The 18,179-nt window shown below is 43.6% G+C and carries 21 protein-coding genes; 11 read left to right on the top strand and 10 right to left on the bottom strand.

Features of this window, described 5'->3' with window-relative positions:
* Nucleotides 1-7: 7 nt before the first annotated feature.
* Complete coding sequence (locus HWQ41_RS15545; RefSeq protein ID WP_292764286.1) at nucleotides 8-2,476, bottom strand: ATP-dependent Clp protease ATP-binding subunit; 2,469 nt, start codon at nucleotides 2,474-2,476, stop codon at nucleotides 8-10.
* A gap of 482 nt (nucleotides 2,477-2,958) precedes the next feature.
* Nucleotides 2,959-3,510, bottom strand: coding sequence for a ribosomal protein S18-alanine N-acetyltransferase (rimI, locus tag HWQ41_RS15540; protein ID WP_292764284.1), 552 nt, complete (start codon nucleotides 3,508-3,510; stop codon nucleotides 2,959-2,961).
* Nucleotides 3,511-3,602: 92 nt separating this feature from the next.
* Here rimI and lysA point away from each other — a divergent pair, with 92 nt between their 5' ends.
* From lysA to HWQ41_RS15515, 5 genes are all read left to right on the top strand, one after another.
* Nucleotides 3,603-5,000: a diaminopimelate decarboxylase gene (gene lysA, locus HWQ41_RS15535; RefSeq protein WP_292764282.1), complete on the top strand. Its 1,398-nt coding sequence runs from the start codon at nucleotides 3,603-3,605 to the stop codon at nucleotides 4,998-5,000.
* A gap of 202 nt (nucleotides 5,001-5,202) precedes the next feature.
* Nucleotides 5,203-6,126 (top strand): diadenylate cyclase CdaA, encoded by a 924-nt coding sequence (gene cdaA / locus HWQ41_RS15530; protein WP_292764280.1) that lies wholly within the window; start codon nucleotides 5,203-5,205, stop codon nucleotides 6,124-6,126.
* Entirely contained in the window at nucleotides 6,123-6,872 is a 750-nt protein-coding gene (locus HWQ41_RS15525) for an isoprenyl transferase (protein ID WP_292764278.1), read from the top strand. Before cdaA ends, HWQ41_RS15525 begins: the two co-directional genes overlap by 4 nt.
* 120 nt (nucleotides 6,873-6,992) lie before the next feature.
* Complete coding sequence (locus HWQ41_RS15520; RefSeq protein ID WP_292764276.1) at nucleotides 6,993-7,241, top strand: DUF4160 domain-containing protein; 249 nt, start codon at nucleotides 6,993-6,995, stop codon at nucleotides 7,239-7,241.
* 18 nt (nucleotides 7,242-7,259) lie between these two features.
* Nucleotides 7,260-7,547 carry a DUF2442 domain-containing protein gene (locus tag HWQ41_RS15515; RefSeq protein WP_292764274.1) on the top strand — a complete coding sequence of 96 codons (288 nt, stop codon included), beginning with the start codon at nucleotides 7,260-7,262 and terminating at the stop codon, nucleotides 7,545-7,547.
* A 113-nt stretch (nucleotides 7,548-7,660) separates the two neighbouring features.
* Here the strand turns inward: HWQ41_RS15515 and HWQ41_RS15510 are convergent, their stop codons facing one another.
* From HWQ41_RS15510 to HWQ41_RS15495, 4 genes are all read right to left on the bottom strand, one after another.
* Nucleotides 7,661-8,035 (bottom strand): hypothetical protein, encoded by a 375-nt coding sequence (locus tag HWQ41_RS15510; protein ID WP_292764272.1) that lies wholly within the window; start codon nucleotides 8,033-8,035, stop codon nucleotides 7,661-7,663.
* A gap of 25 nt (nucleotides 8,036-8,060) precedes the next feature.
* Nucleotides 8,061-8,279: a hypothetical protein gene (locus tag HWQ41_RS15505; protein ID WP_292764270.1), complete on the bottom strand. Its 219-nt coding sequence runs from the start codon at nucleotides 8,277-8,279 to the stop codon at nucleotides 8,061-8,063.
* 143 nt (nucleotides 8,280-8,422) lie between these two features.
* Nucleotides 8,423-8,695 carry a DUF3143 domain-containing protein gene (locus HWQ41_RS15500; protein WP_292764267.1) on the bottom strand — a complete coding sequence of 91 codons (273 nt, stop codon included), beginning with the start codon at nucleotides 8,693-8,695 and terminating at the stop codon, nucleotides 8,423-8,425.
* A gap of 33 nt (nucleotides 8,696-8,728) precedes the next feature.
* Nucleotides 8,729-9,265: a J domain-containing protein gene (locus HWQ41_RS15495; RefSeq protein ID WP_292764340.1), complete on the bottom strand. Its 537-nt coding sequence runs from the start codon at nucleotides 9,263-9,265 to the stop codon at nucleotides 8,729-8,731.
* Nucleotides 9,266-9,413: 148 nt separating this feature from the next.
* On the opposite strand from HWQ41_RS15495, the gene HWQ41_RS15490 reads away from it, so the two are divergent.
* Nucleotides 9,414-9,773, top strand: coding sequence for a type II toxin-antitoxin system Phd/YefM family antitoxin (locus tag HWQ41_RS15490; RefSeq protein ID WP_292764264.1), 360 nt, complete (start codon nucleotides 9,414-9,416; stop codon nucleotides 9,771-9,773).
* A gap of 29 nt (nucleotides 9,774-9,802) precedes the next feature.
* Here HWQ41_RS15490 and HWQ41_RS15485 read toward each other — a convergent pair whose 3' ends face one another.
* Nucleotides 9,803-10,795: a J domain-containing protein gene (locus HWQ41_RS15485; RefSeq protein ID WP_292764261.1), complete on the bottom strand. Its 993-nt coding sequence runs from the start codon at nucleotides 10,793-10,795 to the stop codon at nucleotides 9,803-9,805.
* A gap of 138 nt (nucleotides 10,796-10,933) precedes the next feature.
* Nucleotides 10,934-13,018 (bottom strand): molecular chaperone DnaK, encoded by a 2,085-nt coding sequence (gene dnaK, locus HWQ41_RS15480; RefSeq protein WP_292764258.1) that lies wholly within the window; start codon nucleotides 13,016-13,018, stop codon nucleotides 10,934-10,936.
* A 324-nt stretch (nucleotides 13,019-13,342) separates the two neighbouring features.
* Here dnaK and HWQ41_RS15475 point away from each other — a divergent pair, with 324 nt between their 5' ends.
* The 5 genes from HWQ41_RS15475 to HWQ41_RS15455 all read left to right on the top strand — a co-directional run bounded on the left by HWQ41_RS15475 (nucleotide 13,343) and on the right by HWQ41_RS15455 (nucleotide 17,589).
* Nucleotides 13,343-14,191, top strand: coding sequence for a M28 family peptidase (locus HWQ41_RS15475; RefSeq protein ID WP_292764255.1), 849 nt, complete (start codon nucleotides 13,343-13,345; stop codon nucleotides 14,189-14,191).
* A gap of 241 nt (nucleotides 14,192-14,432) precedes the next feature.
* Nucleotides 14,433-15,965 carry a SagB/ThcOx family dehydrogenase gene (locus tag HWQ41_RS15470; RefSeq protein WP_292764253.1) on the top strand — a complete coding sequence of 511 codons (1,533 nt, stop codon included), beginning with the start codon at nucleotides 14,433-14,435 and terminating at the stop codon, nucleotides 15,963-15,965.
* Between the two features lie 72 nt (nucleotides 15,966-16,037).
* Nucleotides 16,038-16,223, top strand: a complete 186-nt coding sequence (locus HWQ41_RS15465; RefSeq protein ID WP_292764353.1) for a hypothetical protein — start codon at nucleotides 16,038-16,040, stop codon at nucleotides 16,221-16,223.
* A 300-nt stretch (nucleotides 16,224-16,523) separates the two neighbouring features.
* On the top strand, nucleotides 16,524-17,354 hold the full coding sequence (locus HWQ41_RS15460; protein ID WP_292764250.1) for an Rpn family recombination-promoting nuclease/putative transposase: 831 nt from the start codon (nucleotides 16,524-16,526) through the stop codon (nucleotides 17,352-17,354).
* A gap of 1 nt (nucleotide 17,355) precedes the next feature.
* Entirely contained in the window at nucleotides 17,356-17,589 is a 234-nt protein-coding gene (locus tag HWQ41_RS15455; protein WP_292764246.1) for a hypothetical protein, read from the top strand.
* Nucleotides 17,590-17,671: 82 nt separating this feature from the next.
* Here HWQ41_RS15455 and HWQ41_RS15450 read toward each other — a convergent pair whose 3' ends face one another.
* Both HWQ41_RS15450 and HWQ41_RS15445 read right to left on the bottom strand, forming a co-directional pair.
* Nucleotides 17,672-17,869, bottom strand: coding sequence for a DUF2283 domain-containing protein (locus HWQ41_RS15450; protein WP_190884775.1), 198 nt, complete (start codon nucleotides 17,867-17,869; stop codon nucleotides 17,672-17,674).
* Nucleotides 17,866-18,126, bottom strand: coding sequence for a DUF4258 domain-containing protein (locus HWQ41_RS15445; protein ID WP_292764242.1), 261 nt, complete (start codon nucleotides 18,124-18,126; stop codon nucleotides 17,866-17,868). Before HWQ41_RS15445 ends, HWQ41_RS15450 begins: the two co-directional genes overlap by 4 nt.
* Nucleotides 18,127-18,179: the final 53 nt, after the last annotated feature.

Raw genomic sequence — 18,179 nt, 5'->3', positions numbered from 1 at the left:
CTAAATTTTACTCAACACCTTGGGGTAACAATTCCCGACGCTGTTCAGAACTAACTTGCACAACGCCATTTTCATCGACATCAACGATCGCAGTATCGCCATCTTTAATGCGACCAGACAGAATTTCTTCTGCTAGGCTATCCTCTAACAGGCGCATAATCGCCCGACGTAATGGTCTTGCGCCGTAGCTGGGACTGTAACCTTCAGTGATCAAGCGATCCTTGAAGCGATCGGTGACTTCTAAGGTGATACCTTTTTCTGTCAGACGACCAAATACTTCCTTGAGCATAATTTCGGCGATTTGTGTTACCTCCGGCTTGCTCAACTGACGGAAGACGATAATTTCATCGAGTCGGTTGAGGAACTCTGGACGGAAGTATTGCTTCAATTCTTCGTTCACCAAAGAGCGAATCCGGTTGTAAGTTGACTCGCTGGCATCTTCGGAGAATTCAAAGCCGATACCACTACCGCCTTTTTCAATTACCTTAGAACCAATATTGGAAGTTAAAATCAGCAAGGTGTTCTTGAAGTCTACCGTGCGACCTTTGGCATCGGTTAACCGACCGTCTTCCAAAATTTGCAGCAGCATATTAAATACATCGGGGTGTGCTTTTTCGATTTCGTCGAACAACACCACGGTGTAAGGACGCCGCCGCACGGCTTCGGTCAGCTGACCACCTTCGTTATAACCAACATAACCTGGAGGCGAACCAATCAGCTTGCTGACGGTGTGACGCTCCATGTATTCCGACATATCTAAGCGGATCATCGCTTCTTCGGAACCGAAGAAGTATGCAGCCAAGGACTTCGCCAACTCGGTTTTACCTACACCAGTCGGCCCAGAGAAGACAAAGCTAGCTATGGGTCGATTGGGATTTTTTAAACCGACACGAGCGCGACGAATTGCCCGTGAAACTGCTCTCACAGCTTCATCTTGACCAATTAAACGCTGATGCAAGGTGTCTTCCATGTGCAGCAGCTTTTCAGATTCCGATTCGGTGAGTTTGCTCACCGGTACCCCAGTCCAGGAAGCGACAATGTGGGCAATGTCTTCTTCTGTAACTACAGGTTCTTCACCTTCAGTGCCAGTTGCATTGGTCTTGCTTTGAGCGATCGCGCGGATTTCGGCTTTGATTTCCATCTCGCGATCGCGCAGTTCTCCAGCTTTGTCAAAGTCTTGAGAACGCACCGCGTCATCTTTTTCTTTTAATATCTGACGCAGCTCTTTGTCTAACTCTTTGGCTGCGGGTGGCAGCTGGGAGTTAATCAAGCGCACCCTAGAACCAGCTTCATCAACTAAGTCGATGGCTTTATCTGGGAGGAAGCGATCGCTAATGTAACGATCTGATAATTTCGCCGCCGCTACCAATGCTTCGTCGGAGATTTTCAGTTTATGGTGTTGCTCGTAGCGTTCGCGCAGACCATACAAAATTTCAATTGTTTCATCAACTGTGGGTTCGCCAACCATCACTGGTTGGAAACGCCGCTCCAGTGCTGCATCTCGCTCGATGTGCTTCCGGTATTCATCTAGGGTTGTAGCGCCGATGCACTGCAACTCACCCCTGGCCAAAGCTGGCTTGAGGATATTCGCTGCGTCAATGGCACCTTCGGCTGCACCCGCACCAATTAAGGTGTGTACCTCATCAATCACGAGAATGACATTACCCGCAGAGCGGATTTCATCCATGATTTTTTTCAAGCGTTCTTCAAATTCACCCCGATACTTGGTTCCTGCTACCAGCAAACCAATGTCCAGGGTGACGACGCGTTTATCTTCGAGGATGTCAGGGATATCTTTAGTGGCAATGCGTGAAGCTAAACCTTCAGCGATCGCAGTTTTACCAACCCCTGGTTCCCCAATCAGTACTGGGTTATTTTTAGTTCGGCGACCCAATATCTGGATCACCCGCTCAATTTCCTTGGCGCGTCCCACCACTGGATCGAGCTTATTGTCCATTGCCATCTGGGTCAGGTTTGAGCCAAATTCATCCAGAGTCGGGGTTTTTGTGCGCCCGGATGAACCGCCTGGTGAAACTTCGGCAGTTTCTCCCAACATGCGGATGACTTGGGTTCTTACCTTAGATAGATCCACACCGAGGTTTTCTAGCACCCTGGCTGCTACGCCTTCCCCTTCGCGGATTAGGCCCAACAGCAGATGCTCGGTACCAATGTAGTTATGCCCCAGTTGGCGTGCTTCTTCCAAGGAGAGTTCTAGAACTCGCTTTGCCCGTGGCGTAAACGGAATTTCCACGGCAACAAAGCCTGATCCCCGTCCTATAATTTTTTCAACTTCAATTCGGGCATCTTTGAGATTGACGCCCATTGATTTCAGCACCTTGGCAGCCACACCAGTGCCTTCGCCAATCAGACCCAAGAGGATCTGCTCAGTTCCGACAAAGTTGTGACCTAAACGGCGGGCCTCTTCTTGGGCCAGCATGATTACCTTAATGGCTTTTTCTGTGAAGCGTTCAAACATGGCATTTTTCCCATCACCTGCGGTCGTGCCGGTATGCTGATTTTAGCACAGGCAAAGCTTTTGGATGCCTGTATAACAGATTATAGACATCCTGAAGCTATGACTTGGGTTGATGGGCTTATTGTTAACTATTGACTACTTTTGTCTGGCTAGTGTACTGAGGAGCTTTAGTTCACCAGCGTTTTTGGGATTTATTACAAATAGCTGACTGCTTACATTAAGAGTTTCTTTACTCAATCCCAAACACTTATATTTAACAGATGTATTTTTTAATGTCAAGCAAAAATATTTTTATATAAGTTTATATTATTAGATAACCTTTTTATATAAAATATTTAAATATAATTAGGCGCAGCAAAGTTGCATTTTTTTGCTGAAGCTGATCACAAGCCCCAATAAGGGATTTCCAACAAATAAATTATCCAATCTTGTGGGGTATTTTTTTATTTGTCAGCCCCTAATTCCAAATTAATAATCCGCAACTACTTAAAAAGCAAGTGCCAAGAGGATTTGTCCAGGCGATCGCTGATCATGGAACGCCACTGGTCTAAAGTTGCTTGAAATTTGGGGTATTGTAAATCTGGGAGCCAAAGAATCAGCGCGTCCTCATCGTTATCTTGGTAGTAACGCCGCCGCCGCCCAGCTGTTTTGAAGCCAAATTTTTGATATAAAGATATAGCCCCCAAGTTAGAAGCTCGCACTTCGAGGGTAGCTCGCTCCATTTTGCGATCGCAAGCTGTCTTGAGAAGTGAATATAATAAAGCCGCACCCATTCCTTGACGGTGATATTGGGGATGAACCGCCAAAATTGTAATGTGGGCTTCCTCTAAAATTGACCAAAAGCAACCCATTCCCAGCAGTCTCGAATTAGAGACAGGGGAAAATAAACCCAACAGATCGCTGTTGGGACTGTCCAACTCTCGTTGGTAGCCCTCCATTGTCCATAGACCGCCAAAACAGGCTTGATCCAGTTCCAATAATGCACTTAGATGCTTTGGAGTCAGTAATTGAATTTCTAAGTCTAATGAGATCACATTTATTGAATAACGTTACAAACGCTTTGTAAACTGGGAATCGGGAGAATAATTCAAAGCCCGTAATTTGAACAAGGAAAACTTTTATAATTATGGTATCGACTCACCCCACTGGGGTTCAACATTCTGGAAGTCAATATTTACCTCAAAGGCGTGACACCAATCCAAATCCATCGCCTAATCAAGAACTTTTACCCTTGACTGCCAGAGTTCATGATCATGACCTCCTGGAAATTGGTGGGTGTGATGTTACAACCCTAGTTAAGCAGTTTGGTTCACCTTTATATATTTTAGATGAAGAAACCCTGCGTTCGGCTTGTCAGCAATACCGAGATGCTTTCAAGCAATACTACAAGGGCGAATCTCAAGTATTGTATGCCTCAAAAGCTTGGAATTGTTTAGCAGTTTGTGCGATCGCTGCCTCTGAGGGCTTAGGAATCGATGTAGTCTCCGGGGGGGAACTTTACACCGCTCTGCAAGCGGGTGTTAGTCCCAATAAAATCTACCTTCACGGCAATAATAAATCTCGTGAAGAACTAATTTTAGCGATCGAGTCTGGTGTCACCATTGTGGCGGATAACTGGTATGAGTTACGTACCCTTGTGGAAATAGCCCAACCTGCTCAATCAATCCGCATCATGCTACGGCTAACTCCTGGTATCGAGTGCCACACCCACGAATATATCCGCACGGGACACTTAGATAGCAAATTTGGCTTTGATCCCAATGATTTAGATGAAGTTTTTACCTTTGTCAGTCAACAATCTGCCCTTAATTGCGTAGGAGTACACGCTCATATTGGTTCCCAAATTTTTGAGCGCCAACCGCATCAAGATTTGGCGGCTGTCATGGTGCAGTGGCTGCGGGATGCCGCGAAGTATGGTTTAAATATTACAGAGTTAAATGTTGGTGGCGGTTTAGGGATTAAGTATACAGAATCAGATGATCCCCCCAGCATTGAAGAGTGGGTGAAGGCGATTTGTGAAGTGATCCAAGAAGCTTGTGCAGCCGAAAATCTGCCTTTGCCGAAGTTATTGAGTGAACCAGGGCGATCGCTAATTGCTACAGCTTGCGTTACTGCCTATACTGTTGGTTCATCCAAAGTTATCCCAGAAATTCGTACCTACGTGGCAATTGATGGAGGAATGTCTGACAATCCGCGCCCGATTACTTACCAATCAGTTTATCGGGCAGTCGTTGCCAATAAAATGTCTTCTCCCTTAACCCAAACAGTCACAATTGCTGGTAAACATTGTGAATCAGGAGATATTCTGATTAAAAATGCCCTACTCCCAAAGACTGAACCAGGAGATATTCTGGTAGTTATGGGAACTGGTGCGTACAATTACAGTATGGCATCTAACTACAACCGCTTGCCCCGACCGGCAGCAGTTGTAGTGGCGAATGGCGAAGCAAATTTAATTTTGCAACGTGAAACTTATCAAGACTTAATTCGACAAGATCGCCTACCAGAAAGACTGAAAAAATAGTCATTTGTCCCCGAAGTTCTGATGCCTACGGCGGGCTGCGCCAACGGAGGAAGCCTCCGCTCAGACTTCTCTCTTGGTCATTGGGAGCCACTGCGTTGCTCTGGTTCCCAGAGTTAAAGCAAGTGGCGTTCATTAGCCAGGAACTAATGACTAATAACTAATGACTAACTGTAATTAGAGGCAAAAGTGTAATCCAGATGTCATGAGAGATTGGTGGAAGCAATGGCTGATAAACCTAGGATGGTCACAGTCCTTGCTACTTGGGACTCTGGATATTGTGTTAGTGCTGGCGCTGACATACATGATACTAGTTATCATTAGTGAGCGCCGGACACTGTGGATGGTGCGGGGATTCATTATCTTAATGCTAGCCTCAGCGCTAAGTGGCAGATTAGGACTACCTCTGCTAAGTTTTGTACTGGAAAAATTGGTGATTGGTTGTGCTGTGGCGATGGCAGTTGCTCTACAGTTAGAGTTTCGGCGGTTTTTGGAGCAATTGGGGCGTGGCGAATTCCGCCAGTTGTTTCAACCCGACCGTCTGGCAATCCCTAAATCTGATAGTGTAATTGATGAAATTGTCGAGGCTGTTAAAGAATTGTCAAAAAACCGCATTGGAGCTTTACTAATTGTGGAAACCACAGGGCCAATTGATGAGCGAGATTTTTCTGTGCCAGGAGTAAAGCTAAATGCGGAAGTTTCTAAAGAACTGATCCAGACAATTTTTCAGCCGAAAACTTTGTTACACGATGGAGCGACATTGATTCGTGGCTCACGGATCGTGTCGTCGGGTATAATTTTACCACTTTCGGGACGCACAGCCTCGCGCCAGTTGGGAACACGCCACCGGGCGGCAATGGGAATTACTGAGCGGGTCGAAAATTGCATTTGTGTCGTTGTATCGGAAGAAACGGGTTCCATTTCCTTAGCGGAACGGGGAACCCTAAATAGACCGTTGACGATTAAGAAGCTGAAAGAGTCATTAGAGGCTCTTTTGTCCCCAACCGGGGATAGGGAAGCTGTTGCTCCTGGTCTGTTGAGTTTTGTTCGTCAGATGGGTGGGAAGGCACTAGCACTGGCTTCACGTTTACTCAGATTACCATCGACCGCTTCTCGAGATAAAAAATGACAGCACAACAAACTAAACTGCAAGATTTGCCTACTGACTTAAAACGAGAACTATTGCCGCAGCACGTTGCGGTAATTATGGATGGCAATGGTCGATGGGCTAAACGTCAGGGTCTACCCCGGATTATGGGTCATAAGCGAGGAGTAGATGCTCTCAAGGATTTACTTCGCTGTTGTCAAGATTGGGGAATTCAGGCGCTGACAGCTTATGCTTTCTCGACAGAGAATTGGAAAAGACCGCAGGAAGAAGTGGATTTTTTGATGACTTTGTTTCAAAGAGTTTTGCGCCAAGAACTGCGGGAAATGGTGGAAGAGAATGTTCAAATTAAGTTTGTGGGGAATTTGCAAGACCTACCACGATCGCTCCAACAAGAAATATCCCGTTCAATGGCAGAAACTAAGGATAATCGCGGTATCCGGTTTTCGGTAGCAACTAATTATGGCGGACGACAAGAAATTTTACAAGCTTGTCAGGCGATCGCCAAGGAAGTTCAGCAAGGTTTGCTACAACCTGATGAAATTAATGAACAAGTCTTTGAAAGCCATTTGTACACAGCAGGAATTACTGACCCAGATTTGTTAATCCGCACAAGTGGAGAAATGCGCCTCTCAAATTTCCTGCTCTGGCAAATGGCTTATGGGGAAATTTACATCAGCGATACTCTCTGGCCCGATTTTGACCGGGCTGAGTTTCACCGCGCCTTGTCTGCCTACCAGCAACGGGAGCGGCGGTTTGGGAAAGTATAAAATAGTGCATCTGCCACTTTCGTCGGATGTCTTAGCGATGCTACAAGATCGGCGATGCCTGCGGCGGTAAACTACGCATTTTGGTAGAATAAACGGGTTAAGTATTTGTTAGATGTCGTTATGCCAGAGGTTGCACGGTTCTATGGAATTGTGATTAAAGTGTTCTTTGGCGATCACCCTCCCCCTCATTTTCATGCAATCTATGGCGAGTATAATGCGTTAGTCAGCATTGAATCACTTGAAATCATTGAAGGAGATTTGCCAAATCGCGCCCAAAAGCTAGTCCTAGAGTGGGCCAATTTATACCAGCAAGATATGTTGCAAATGTGGAATACCCAGGAGTTTCGTAAACTACCTCCCTTAAAGTAAATTTAGGTTAGAAGCAGTATGAAGTATCCCCGAATTCATCAAGCCAAAGCAATCGATGATACTACTCTAGTCATTGAATTTACCAATCAAGAGGTGAAAAAATACGATGTTCGTCATCTCTTAGATACTCCAATGTTTTCTCCACTTCGACAACCTGCTTTTTTTAAGAACTTTAAGGTCGAGCAAGGGGGCTATGGGATTGTGTGGAATGAGGAGATTGATCTTAGCGAGTATGAGCTTTGGAAGAATGGTGTGTCCTTGATGGAGAGTGAAGACAAGGCTGGCGATCGCATTCAGCAGTCATAACGCACGCACCTCAACTCAAAAGATGGGTGATCGCACTACACGATCGGTGATCGCTGGCTATTCAACTTTGATTTAGCAACTTAGAGATTTACTAAGGTCAAGTATTCATTATATTAGTTATTGATTTTGTATTTAATAACTAAATATCCTATAGCTTCTTCTATCAAACTACCTCTTGATTGGTTAGTTGCAAGTCTAATTCTTGTAATAGCTTTTTCAAATGGTTCATTAAGTTTTTCTAAAAGTTTATTTGTTGTACTCTTCATTTTTACAAGATATACTTCACATGAGTCTTCAAATATCCCTGTTGTTTCCATTTCAATGATAAAACCATGTTTCTCATCTATTTTTACAATGAGATTTTTATTATATGTTATTTCATTTTCAACTTTGACAAATATATTACCGGGTTTAATATCTTTAAACTTGACAGGATTCATTATTATGTCAAAGCATTTATCAATTGTGGTTATTTGATTTTCAGACATTTATTAACCTTTATGCGAGTATCCTTTACCATTCTTTAACATCTACTAATGTTTCTGCTAGTGGTGTATTAGGTTCAATTTTAGCTATAAATACCTTTTGAAGATCTTTATGATTTTCTTTTATATTTTTTGCATTTGACATACTAAAACCATAAGCCTCATCATTTAGTTTTATCATGACTCTATCTAGTAGTTCGTGGGTAAAGTTATCACCTATTTTCACATCTGAAAATTTTATTTTCATTTTAATTTTATCTAAATTGTCTATAGTATAGTATGACCCCAAAATAACCCCATAACAAGAGTAAAAATATAGGAAGTTTTATCTAATAGCTAAACTTCCTATAAGTTGGTCTAAATTTACGGTGAACAGTACTTCGCACTTTCTTATGGCCCTGAAAACACGGCTTGTTCTACATCATCCCGACTCAGAGAATATTTAAATGAACGTTGGATATCTTGTCCATTTTCCCCTGATTGGACATATCGCACTACGATTTGCTCAACGTCGAGCCATAATTCAGCTTGCCAACTAGGCCGCTGCACATGCCAGCAATGCCTCTGTGTTTCGTCTTGTTGACAGCCTTGGTCTTTTAGCCACTGTTCAATTTGTGGCAGGGGATGATTATATAGGGGGGTATCAGAGGGAAGAAGAGGCATAGGAATTTTGGATTTTGGATTTGGGATTTTGGATTAGGAAATTTTTTTATTGTTAATTACCATAGGGGTAATTGGTTGCGACACATGGATAATGTGCTGTTGTACAGATGGAGTTGGCTGTAGCAAATGGGTTTGGAAAGCAGCCTCGCCACGAGTTAAGCCGATGGCAACTGCTAATAACAGACAACCTACAAATGTTAACACCAGCATAAATAAAGCAAAGATTTCGCCAGATGAAAGGGGGCGATCGCTCGCATCGAGGTAAGCTGATTTTGACAAGTCATCGGAACGCGAGACGGGATGATTCAAATCAGGGGGTGGTTGAATCACTCCAAAGCGGGAATAGCCAATTTTTAAATCGTAGCTTAATCGGCGTTCTGGATGACTAAGGGTGGCGTAGGCTTCGTTGATTTGCTGAAATTTGGGAGTGGCGATCGCAGTCGGCAAGTCTGTAGTATCAGGATGATAGCGTTTGCTCAGTTGTCGATAAGCGCGACGAATGTCGATTACCGATGCCGAGGGATGCAGTCCTAGCAGGGAGTAATAAGTTAGTTTACTGCTTTGTGGCATTGCCCGGTTGTGATTCACGCCTGTTTGAGTCACTTTGCTCAAAGATATTTTTTATATTTTAAATCCTTTATGAATTGCAGAAGACAGAAGAAGACACAGCAGGTCTAGCATCTGATAAAATATTTTATAAAGCATTTAATTAGATGCGATGCAGATCAAAATTAATCTCAAAAATATTCAAACTCTTACCGACTTCAAGCGCAATGCTAAGGAATACGTAGAGCGGATAAAGTCCACAAAATCCCCGCTTGTACTAACTGTGAATGGGAAAGCTGAGGTTGTGGTGCATGAGGCACAAGCGTTTCAGCAGATGATAGATGAACTCCAGCGCCTTGAGGAAGAACTGCAAAAACTCAAGTTAGAAGCGTTACGCAGTCAGATTGACATTGGTATTAAGCAACTTGATAGCGGTCACTATACTGAATATAATCAGGAGTCACTTTCAGCTTTTTTTGCGGATATTAAAGTACGAGGACAGCAAAATTTGGCTAACAGCGATTCTCTATGAGTCGATTTCGCATTTCTACTCAAGCAGCCCTAACCTAGTAAGTCAGCACGGGGTTTAAAGGTTTCAATTTGCCGTAACTTTTCGTAAAGTTCCCGTTCTTCTTGACTAATATTTTTCGGTGTGACTATTTGAATTTCTACTAATTGATCGCCACGTTTCCCGTCATCACTGGGATAGCCTTTATTTCCTAGTCGAAATTTTTGACCAGACCTAACTCCGGGAGGGGTGGTCATTTTCACAGGCCCGTCAAGAGTCGGTGCCTCTACCTGTCCTCCTAAAACTGCCTCGCTGGGAGTAACTGGGACTTGGCAGACTATATTTAAACCTTCTAACTTAAATAATGGATGAGGCTCAACAGTAATTTTTAAGTAGAGGTCGCCACCACCAACGCCTTGGTTCCGCAAACGGATGGTTTGACCTGTTACCATACCTGGAGGCATATTCACTTCTAGCGATCGCCCATCTTCCAAACGAATGCGTTCATTACCACCTTGATAAGCTTTTTCTAGTGGGAGTGTTAATCTGGCTTCTATATCCCGACGGGTGGTGCGAGGTGGGGTGTTAACGGTATAGGCAACTTTTGTTCTGGGGGAACGAAACGGATCGCTATTACCATTACTAGAGTTATTTGCCCCATTCTTATTTTTGACGCCGATAACTTGATTAATAAAGCTTTCAAAGTCGGAAAATTGGCTTGGATCTACCTCCTGATTAACGTTGCGATCGCCTTGGTTACTCTGCCAAGTTTTAGCCTTTGGCACTTGTTTGTTGCCCGCAAAGCCTTTTTGCTTCCAGTAGCGGCTAAACTGGTCGTACTGCGATCGCTTGGCTGGATCTGAAAGGACTTCATAAGCCTCGCCGATATCCTTAAATTTTTCCTCAGATTCTTTGTTACCCGGATTGAGATCGGGGTGATATTGTCTTGCTAATCGCCGATAAACCTTTTTAATTTCCTCACCAGAGGCATCTTTAGATACTCCCAAAATCTCGTAGTAATCGCGAAAGTTCGGCAAATTTTGCATAGTCAGTGATTTAAATTTTAGATTTTAGATTTTGGATTAATTAGAAGTTAGGAAAGAGGAAAGAGGAGTTAGGAGTTGAAAGATTTAATTTTTAACTCCTCACTTCTCTCTCCTAACTTCTAACTTTTATTAAAAGTACTACAACCAATCATTGTCTTCTTCTTCATCCCAGTTATCTTGGTAGCTGGGACGCGATTTGCGTGGAGGACGGCTGTCATAGGAGGAAGAACGACTGTCTCGGCTATAGTCTTTGCCGCCATAGTCTTTACCGTAATCTCTGCCATAGTCCTTACTGTATGAGTCGCGTTCTCGATATGTCTCTCGCATAGGTTCGCGTTCTTTATCTTTATCACCGCCAGTAAAGATGTCGCGGATAGTACCAAACAAATCGTCGTCTTCGTCTTCAGCATAAGACTGGCGGACTTCTCGGTTTAGCTCATAGAGAGCATCTTGCAAGTCGGCGTAGGCTTGATCAATACCGCGATCGCTATTTTCCTTAAGACTCTCTTTTAGGTCTCGGCAAATATTATCAATTCTTTGGCGGCGGCTGCGGGCAAACTGCATACCAAATTCCAGCGCTACTTCTCTAAGTTGGCGTTCTGCTTGGAAAATCAACGCCTCAGAACGAGTCCGCTTTTCTATTCTTTCTTTACGTTCGCGATCGACATCGGCGTATTTTTGAGCGTCTTGAATCATCCGATTCACTTCCGACTCGTTCAAGGTGGAAGCGCCCTGGATGGTGATACTCTGCTCTCGTCCAGTGGTTCTATCTAGGGCTGTTACCTGTAAAATACCGTTAGCATCAATATCAAGTGACACCTGAACTTGGGGAATTCCTCGTGGCGCTGGTGGGATGCCATACAGCTTGAACCGTCCTAAAGACTTGTTGTTTGCTGCCATTTCCCGTTCACCCTGAACTACGTGAATTTCCACAGTATTTTGGTTATTTTCAGACGTGGAAAAAATGTCAGAACGGCGGACTGGGATGGTGGTGTTGCGGGGAATGAGTTTTTTCATCACGCCGCCGATGGTTTCCAATCCTAAAGAAAGGGGTGTAACATCCAAAAGCAGCACATCTTTGAGTTCGCCGGCGAGAATTCCTGCTTGAATTGCTGCACCCACTCCCACCACTTCATCGGGGTTGACGTTTTCGTTGGGTTCTGTGCCAATCAAGTCCCGTACTAGCTGCTTCACCATTGGCATTCGTGTAGAACCGCCAACTAATACAACTTCTTCAATATCTCTAGGTGAAAGTCCGGCATCTTTGAGCGCTCGTTTCACTGGCGTCCGTAATCGCCCCACCAAATCACCACACAAACCTTCAAACTGGGAACGAGTTAGACGAGTTTCCAGATGTTTGGGGCCATCTTCCGTGGCGGTGATGAAGGGTAAGTTAATATCGGTGACGCTGACAGCAGAAAGCTCAATTTTGGCTTTTTCCGCCGCTTCCATCAGACGTTGCAAAGCTTGGCGATCGCGTCTTAAGTCTACCTCTTCTGTTTCCAGAAATTGCTCTGCTAACCAATCTACGATTTTTTTGTCAAAGTCATTACCACCAAGTTGCGTATCTCCACTGGTAGCTTTGACTTCAAATATGCCATCACCAACGTCTAAAATCGACACGTCAAAGGTGCCACCACCCAAATCAAATACTAAGATAGTTTCCGTATCACCCCGATCCAATCCATAAGCCAAAGATGCAGCAGTCGGTTCATTGAGAATCCGCAGCACCTCTAAACCAGCAATTCTGCCAGCATCGCGGGTTGCCTGCCGTTGAGAATCGTTAAAATAGGCGGGTACTGTAATTACTGCCCCTGTGACTGGTTCACCCAAGTAGCGGCTAGCATCGTCGGCCAATTTCTTCAGCACCATTGCCGAAATTTCTTCTGGGGCGAAATCTTTATTGAGACGGGGACAGGCAATTTTAATATTACCTACTTCGTCTTTGCGAATAGTGTAGGGTACACGCTTGGAATCTGGGTTAAGTTCGCCATACTTCCGCCCAATGAAGCGTTTAACTGCGAAAAAGGTATTTTGGGGATTGAGGACGGTTTGTCGCCGTGCCATTTGCCCAACCACCCTTTCACCTTCTTTGCTAAAGCCAACTACGGAGGGGGTTGTTCGCATTCCTTCTGCATTGGCAATCACCACCGGCTTGCCACCCTCCATAACGGCGACTACTGAGTTGGTTGTACCCAAGTCGATGCCGACTACCTTGCCCATGCGTTACTCTTCTCCTAAAGTGTCTTATATATTTATTATGATTGGGCGGAACTACCTCTAGCTTTGTGCCACAGGATAAAAACACCCCAATGGTATAATAGTCATCATTAAATTAAGGCAGTAAGCTAAGAAGTGCAGCTAGAGGAGATAGTTGCAAGACTAGGATAGCATTGAGATGGTTGGTGTGCCTAAGCAGCCTCAATTCTTGTTATCCGCCTACTTCTGTTTACGCTATCTGGAAGTTGATAAATTCACCTTAATAATGCTTGCTCTGCTTTTTTGAGTGCCTGAAAATTCTCATATTATTGCCACTACTTTAAAAATTTGAATTTAACAGAGCGATTACAAACTTCCCTGAGTGCGATCGCGCGAGAACGCGATCCTTACATGGCAACGGCTGGACATTTTTTTGTCCAAGAATATATCCGCCAGCAATTTTCCCAATGGGGGAGTGTGGAAATCCACACCTTTGAAGTCAGAGGCAAAGCTTGTAATAACTTGATATTAAATTTACCCTCCCAAACTAGAGGGCAAAAAAAGGATTTGCCACCTATCTTAATTGGCGCTCATTATGATACCGTTCCGGGAACACCAGGGGCTGATGATAATGCTACAGGTGTGGCGGTGTTGCTGGAATTGGCCAGAAAGTTTGTTGCCCAAGCTGTAAGATATCCCTTAAGGCTGGTTGCTTTCGATATGGAAGAATACGGCTTACTGGGTAGCGCTGACTATGCAGCCCTGTTGCATCAACAAAAGCAACAGCTACGTTTAATGATCTCCCTAGAAATGCTAGGCTATAAGGATTCTACACCAGGTTCCCAAAGTTACCCTTCTCCTCTGGAACGCTTCTATCCAGATACAGGAGATTTTATTGCTTTAATTGGGAATTTGCGAACATTGCCTGACTTAATTGGCATGAGCCGTAATATTCGCAAAGCTGGCGTATCTAGTCAATGGCTACCCGTGCCGAATCGAGGTTTAATATTTCCCCAAACCAGACTTAGCGATCATGCACCATTCTGGGATTTGGGTTATCCAGCAATGATGGTGACAGATACGGCATTCTTGCGAAATCCACATTATCACAAACCTAGTGATGCGATCGCTACTTTGGATTTAGATTTTCTGAGCGGTGTATGTGAAGGGTTGGAAATTGCAGTTAGACGGTTGTGAAAAATATTAGACATCGGGTGAAATTAAATATGCGTCATCCAGAATCCTTGTAGAGACGTAGCAGTGCTACGTCTCTACATTCTTTTTCACCAGATGCCCAATGCCCAATGCCCAATGCCCAATTCAGTTGTTACCAAATACCACTTTGTGACTATGAGGATTGTACCAATTGACACGAAATAATGAGGCTAATGAATGCCAAGATCAAAAAAAGGATGCCCCAAGGATATTAAAACTACTTATGCCAGAATTACACCAATCAATTGCCCAGCATTATCACGAACGGACTAAATACAACCCTGAGACTCTCGCCTCCAAAAATCAGCGGTTAGACTGGGCTAAACAGCCAGTGCCCTTCAAAGAGTACAAAATTGGCTCTACTTTTGATCTCAAACCCTATATCCAAGAAAAACCAGAGGCATTTGCTAATAACCCAGATGCTCAATGGTGGCAAAGACTCTCGCGCCTGCTGTTTCGCAGCTATGGATTGACGGCGAGAATGCCTTCTATGGGTAGTGCGGTGTATTTACGGGCTGCTCCCAGTGCAGGCGGATTATACCCTGCCGAAGTCTATGTGGTTTCCCGTGGCACATCGTTATTGCCGCCCGGTCTGTATAACTACCAGTGTCGGACTCATTCTCTAATGCATTATTGGGAAAGTGATGTTTGGCAAACTCTCCAAGCAGCTTGTTTATGGCATCCTTCCCTAGAAAATACCCAACTTGCAATTATTGTCACTGCGGTATTCTACCGTTCTGCGTGGCGCTATGAAGATCGGGCTTACCGCCGGATTTTTCTAGATACGGGACACCTATTGGGAAATATCGAATTGGCTAGTGCGATTACTGACTATCGCCCCCATTTAATCGGCGGTTTTGTGGATGAATCGATCAACGATCTGCTTTATATCGATCCGCAACAAGAAGGTGCGATCGCTATCTTACCTCTGGCAGACTTGTTAGATGTCAATCAAAATTTGCCATTGGGATGTACTGCTTTACCTTCCGCCACCGAAACCAGTTATCCCCAAATCCCCGATGGCGAATTGCTGACATATTTCCATCGACACACCCAGATCCAATCAGGTATAACTGGCAATCTCAATCTACCAACTATTAAACAAGAAAAATCTTTGGAGGATAAATACAATTTTCCTTTCTGTTTGAAAATTCCCACCACCACTGCACCTATAGACTGGGGACAAAAGCTGTCAGAACTGGAAATCACTATGTACAAGCGACGTTCTACCCGCGCCTACAATGGTGATGATTTAACCTTCGATGAATTGAAAAGTTTACTCGATTTCACTTACCAACCGCAAAATTACATCGACCAAAGTTTAGATATTTCTCCAGACTACTTTGATCTGAATTTAATAGAAACATTCATTGCTGTTTGCGGAGTTCAAGGATTGGAGGCGGGTTGTTACTATTACGCGCCCAAAGCCCAAGAATTACGCCAAATTCGGTTTAAAAACTTTCGGCGAGAGTTACACTTTCTCTGTTTGGGACAAGAATTAGGGCGGGATGCAGCAGCGGTGTTGTTTCATACTGCCGATCTGAAAGCTGCGATCGCACAATATGGCGATCGCGTTTACCGTTACTTACATATGGATGCCGGCCATTTGGGACAGCGCCTGAATTTAGCCGCAATGCACTTGAATGTAGGCGTCAGCGGGATCGGTGGATTCTTTGATGACCAAGTAAATGAAGTTTTGGGTATTCCTGCTGATGAAGCTGTTCTATATATCACTACATTGGGACGCCCAAGATAAAAATAATCCCAGAGGCGGAGAGAATGCAGAGAGTTTCTTTCTGTGTCTTTTACGTCTCTGTGCAAGTTATATTTGCTTAGTGCAAAAAATGCTCTCCTCCCTGAACTCTATCTACTTCTGGGTAAGAAAAGGCGATCGCTCTTTTGGCGATTTTTGAAATTAGAAGGGCAAACACTGAGTATTGATTTGAATGATTATGCCGTTCCACCAGTGGAAATACTATTAGGAATGTTGGTTTGGATGGTGCGGGAAGGTTGAAGAAGAATGCAGGATTAATTAGTGAGGGATTCATCGGAAAGTCGAGCCAGTCGCTTAGACGGTTTTTGAAGAAAAAGCTTAGGAGATTGCAACAAATATGCTCAATGAAGGAGTTGCGATCGCATTAATTATCCGTGTCACAGGTTTGACTGTCGAGCAAGTTCAACAATTACAGGCTCAAACTCGCGGTAATCAAGCTGAGTGACATAAAGGGCGGGGAACCCCACATCTACAAATGCATCTGTCGCATTCTTTTTTCAAATCGCTACGGTCTGTTATTAAACTGATATAATCTGCTCTATGTTTGATAATGTCTGCAAGTTTCTCGCAGAGTCATTTTCCAGCGACTTTGCAACTTGGCTACTCGGTGAACCAATAACTCTCACACAACTGAGTCCTTCTGAATTATCCCTCGAACCCATCCGCGCCGATGCACTAATTTTGTTGCAGTCTGATGAAATTGTCCTCCATCTCGAATTCCAAACCTCACCTAAAGCCGATATTCCCTTTCGGATGAATGATTATCGCTTGCGGGCATATAGAAAATTTCCCCATAAGCGAATGCGTCAGGTGGTAATTTATCTAAAACCAACTGATTCTGAATTAGTTTATCAAACAGAATTTGTTCTAGAAAACAGCCTGCACAGATTTGAAGTCATCCGACTTTGGGAACAGCCAACCGAAGTATTTTTGAATTCTCCGGGTTTGCTACCGTTTGCAGCTTTAAGTCAAACCAACGATCAAACCCGAACTTTAGAAGAAGTTGCTCAAGTTATTGAAGCACTCAACGACACCCGAATCCGCAGTAATATTGCTGCATCAACAGCAGTGTTGGCTGGGTTAGTATTAAATAAAGACGTGATTAAAAGAATATTGCGGAGTGATATGATGCGCGAATCTGTAATTTATCAAGATATTCTGCAAGAAGGGCTTGCACAAGGGCTTGAACAAGGATTAGAACAAGGGCTTGAACAGGGTATTGAACAGGGTATTGAACAAAAAGCTCAAGAGATTGCCATTAGAATGATTAGTAAAGGTATCAATCTGGAAATCATTGTTGATATCACAGGTTTAACTGTCGAGCAGGTTCAAAAATTACAGGCTCAAACAGAAGATACTCAAACTGAGTAATATGATGCGCGAATCTGTAATTTATCAAGATATTCTGCAAGAAGGGCTTGCACAAGGATTAGAACAAGGGCTTGAACAAGGGCTTGAACAAGGTATTGAACAAAAAGCTCAGGAGATTGCAACAAATATGCTCAATGAAGGAGTTGCGATCGCATTAATTGTCCGTGTCACAGGTTTAACTGTCGAGCAAGTTCAACAATTACAGGCTCAAACGAACCATAATCAAGCTGAGTGACATAAAGGGCGGGGAACCCCACCCCTACAAATGCATCTGTCGCATTCTTTTTTCAAATTGGTATAATAATCTCCAACCTCTATTATGTAGAAATCGAATACTCTAGGGAACGTGGATTATCGATTCTTTTGGAAGCGTCTAATATTTCTAGCCCGATAATATTTCCATCTTCGTCGTAATCTAAAATTACCCCTGGCTTTTCTTCGTCACTATCTTCTATGGGTACATCACTCAATATAATTCTTAATATATCTACTTCGGGGTCATAGGTAATTTTCATATTTCTCTCCAGTATTTTTCAATCTTACTAGTTTTATATACGGTTATTATAGCTGCTGGGTCAATATCATCTACTACGATAACGCGCAGCAGGAATGTTTTCCCACTACCAAAGTCAATTTTTGATTGGTATATTTTTCTGCCTTCCTTTTCTAATACTACTTGCCCAGGAGCATTAAGAACAGATTCAACTAAAGCTTGAGATATATTTCTCCGCTCCATCTCTGTCTGTGCATGACGAGAAATTTTATACTTCATTTTTATTCTGTTTGCTTATTAGGCATGGTCTGATTTAGGCAGAAGATAAATAC

Source organism: Nostoc sp. NOS(2021) (assembly GCF_017115025.1).
Classification (GTDB): Bacteria; Cyanobacteriota; Cyanobacteriia; order Cyanobacteriales; family Nostocaceae; genus Nostoc.
Note: the sequence above shows the minus strand (reverse complement) of the source record. Positions and strands in the feature narration are given on the sequence as shown.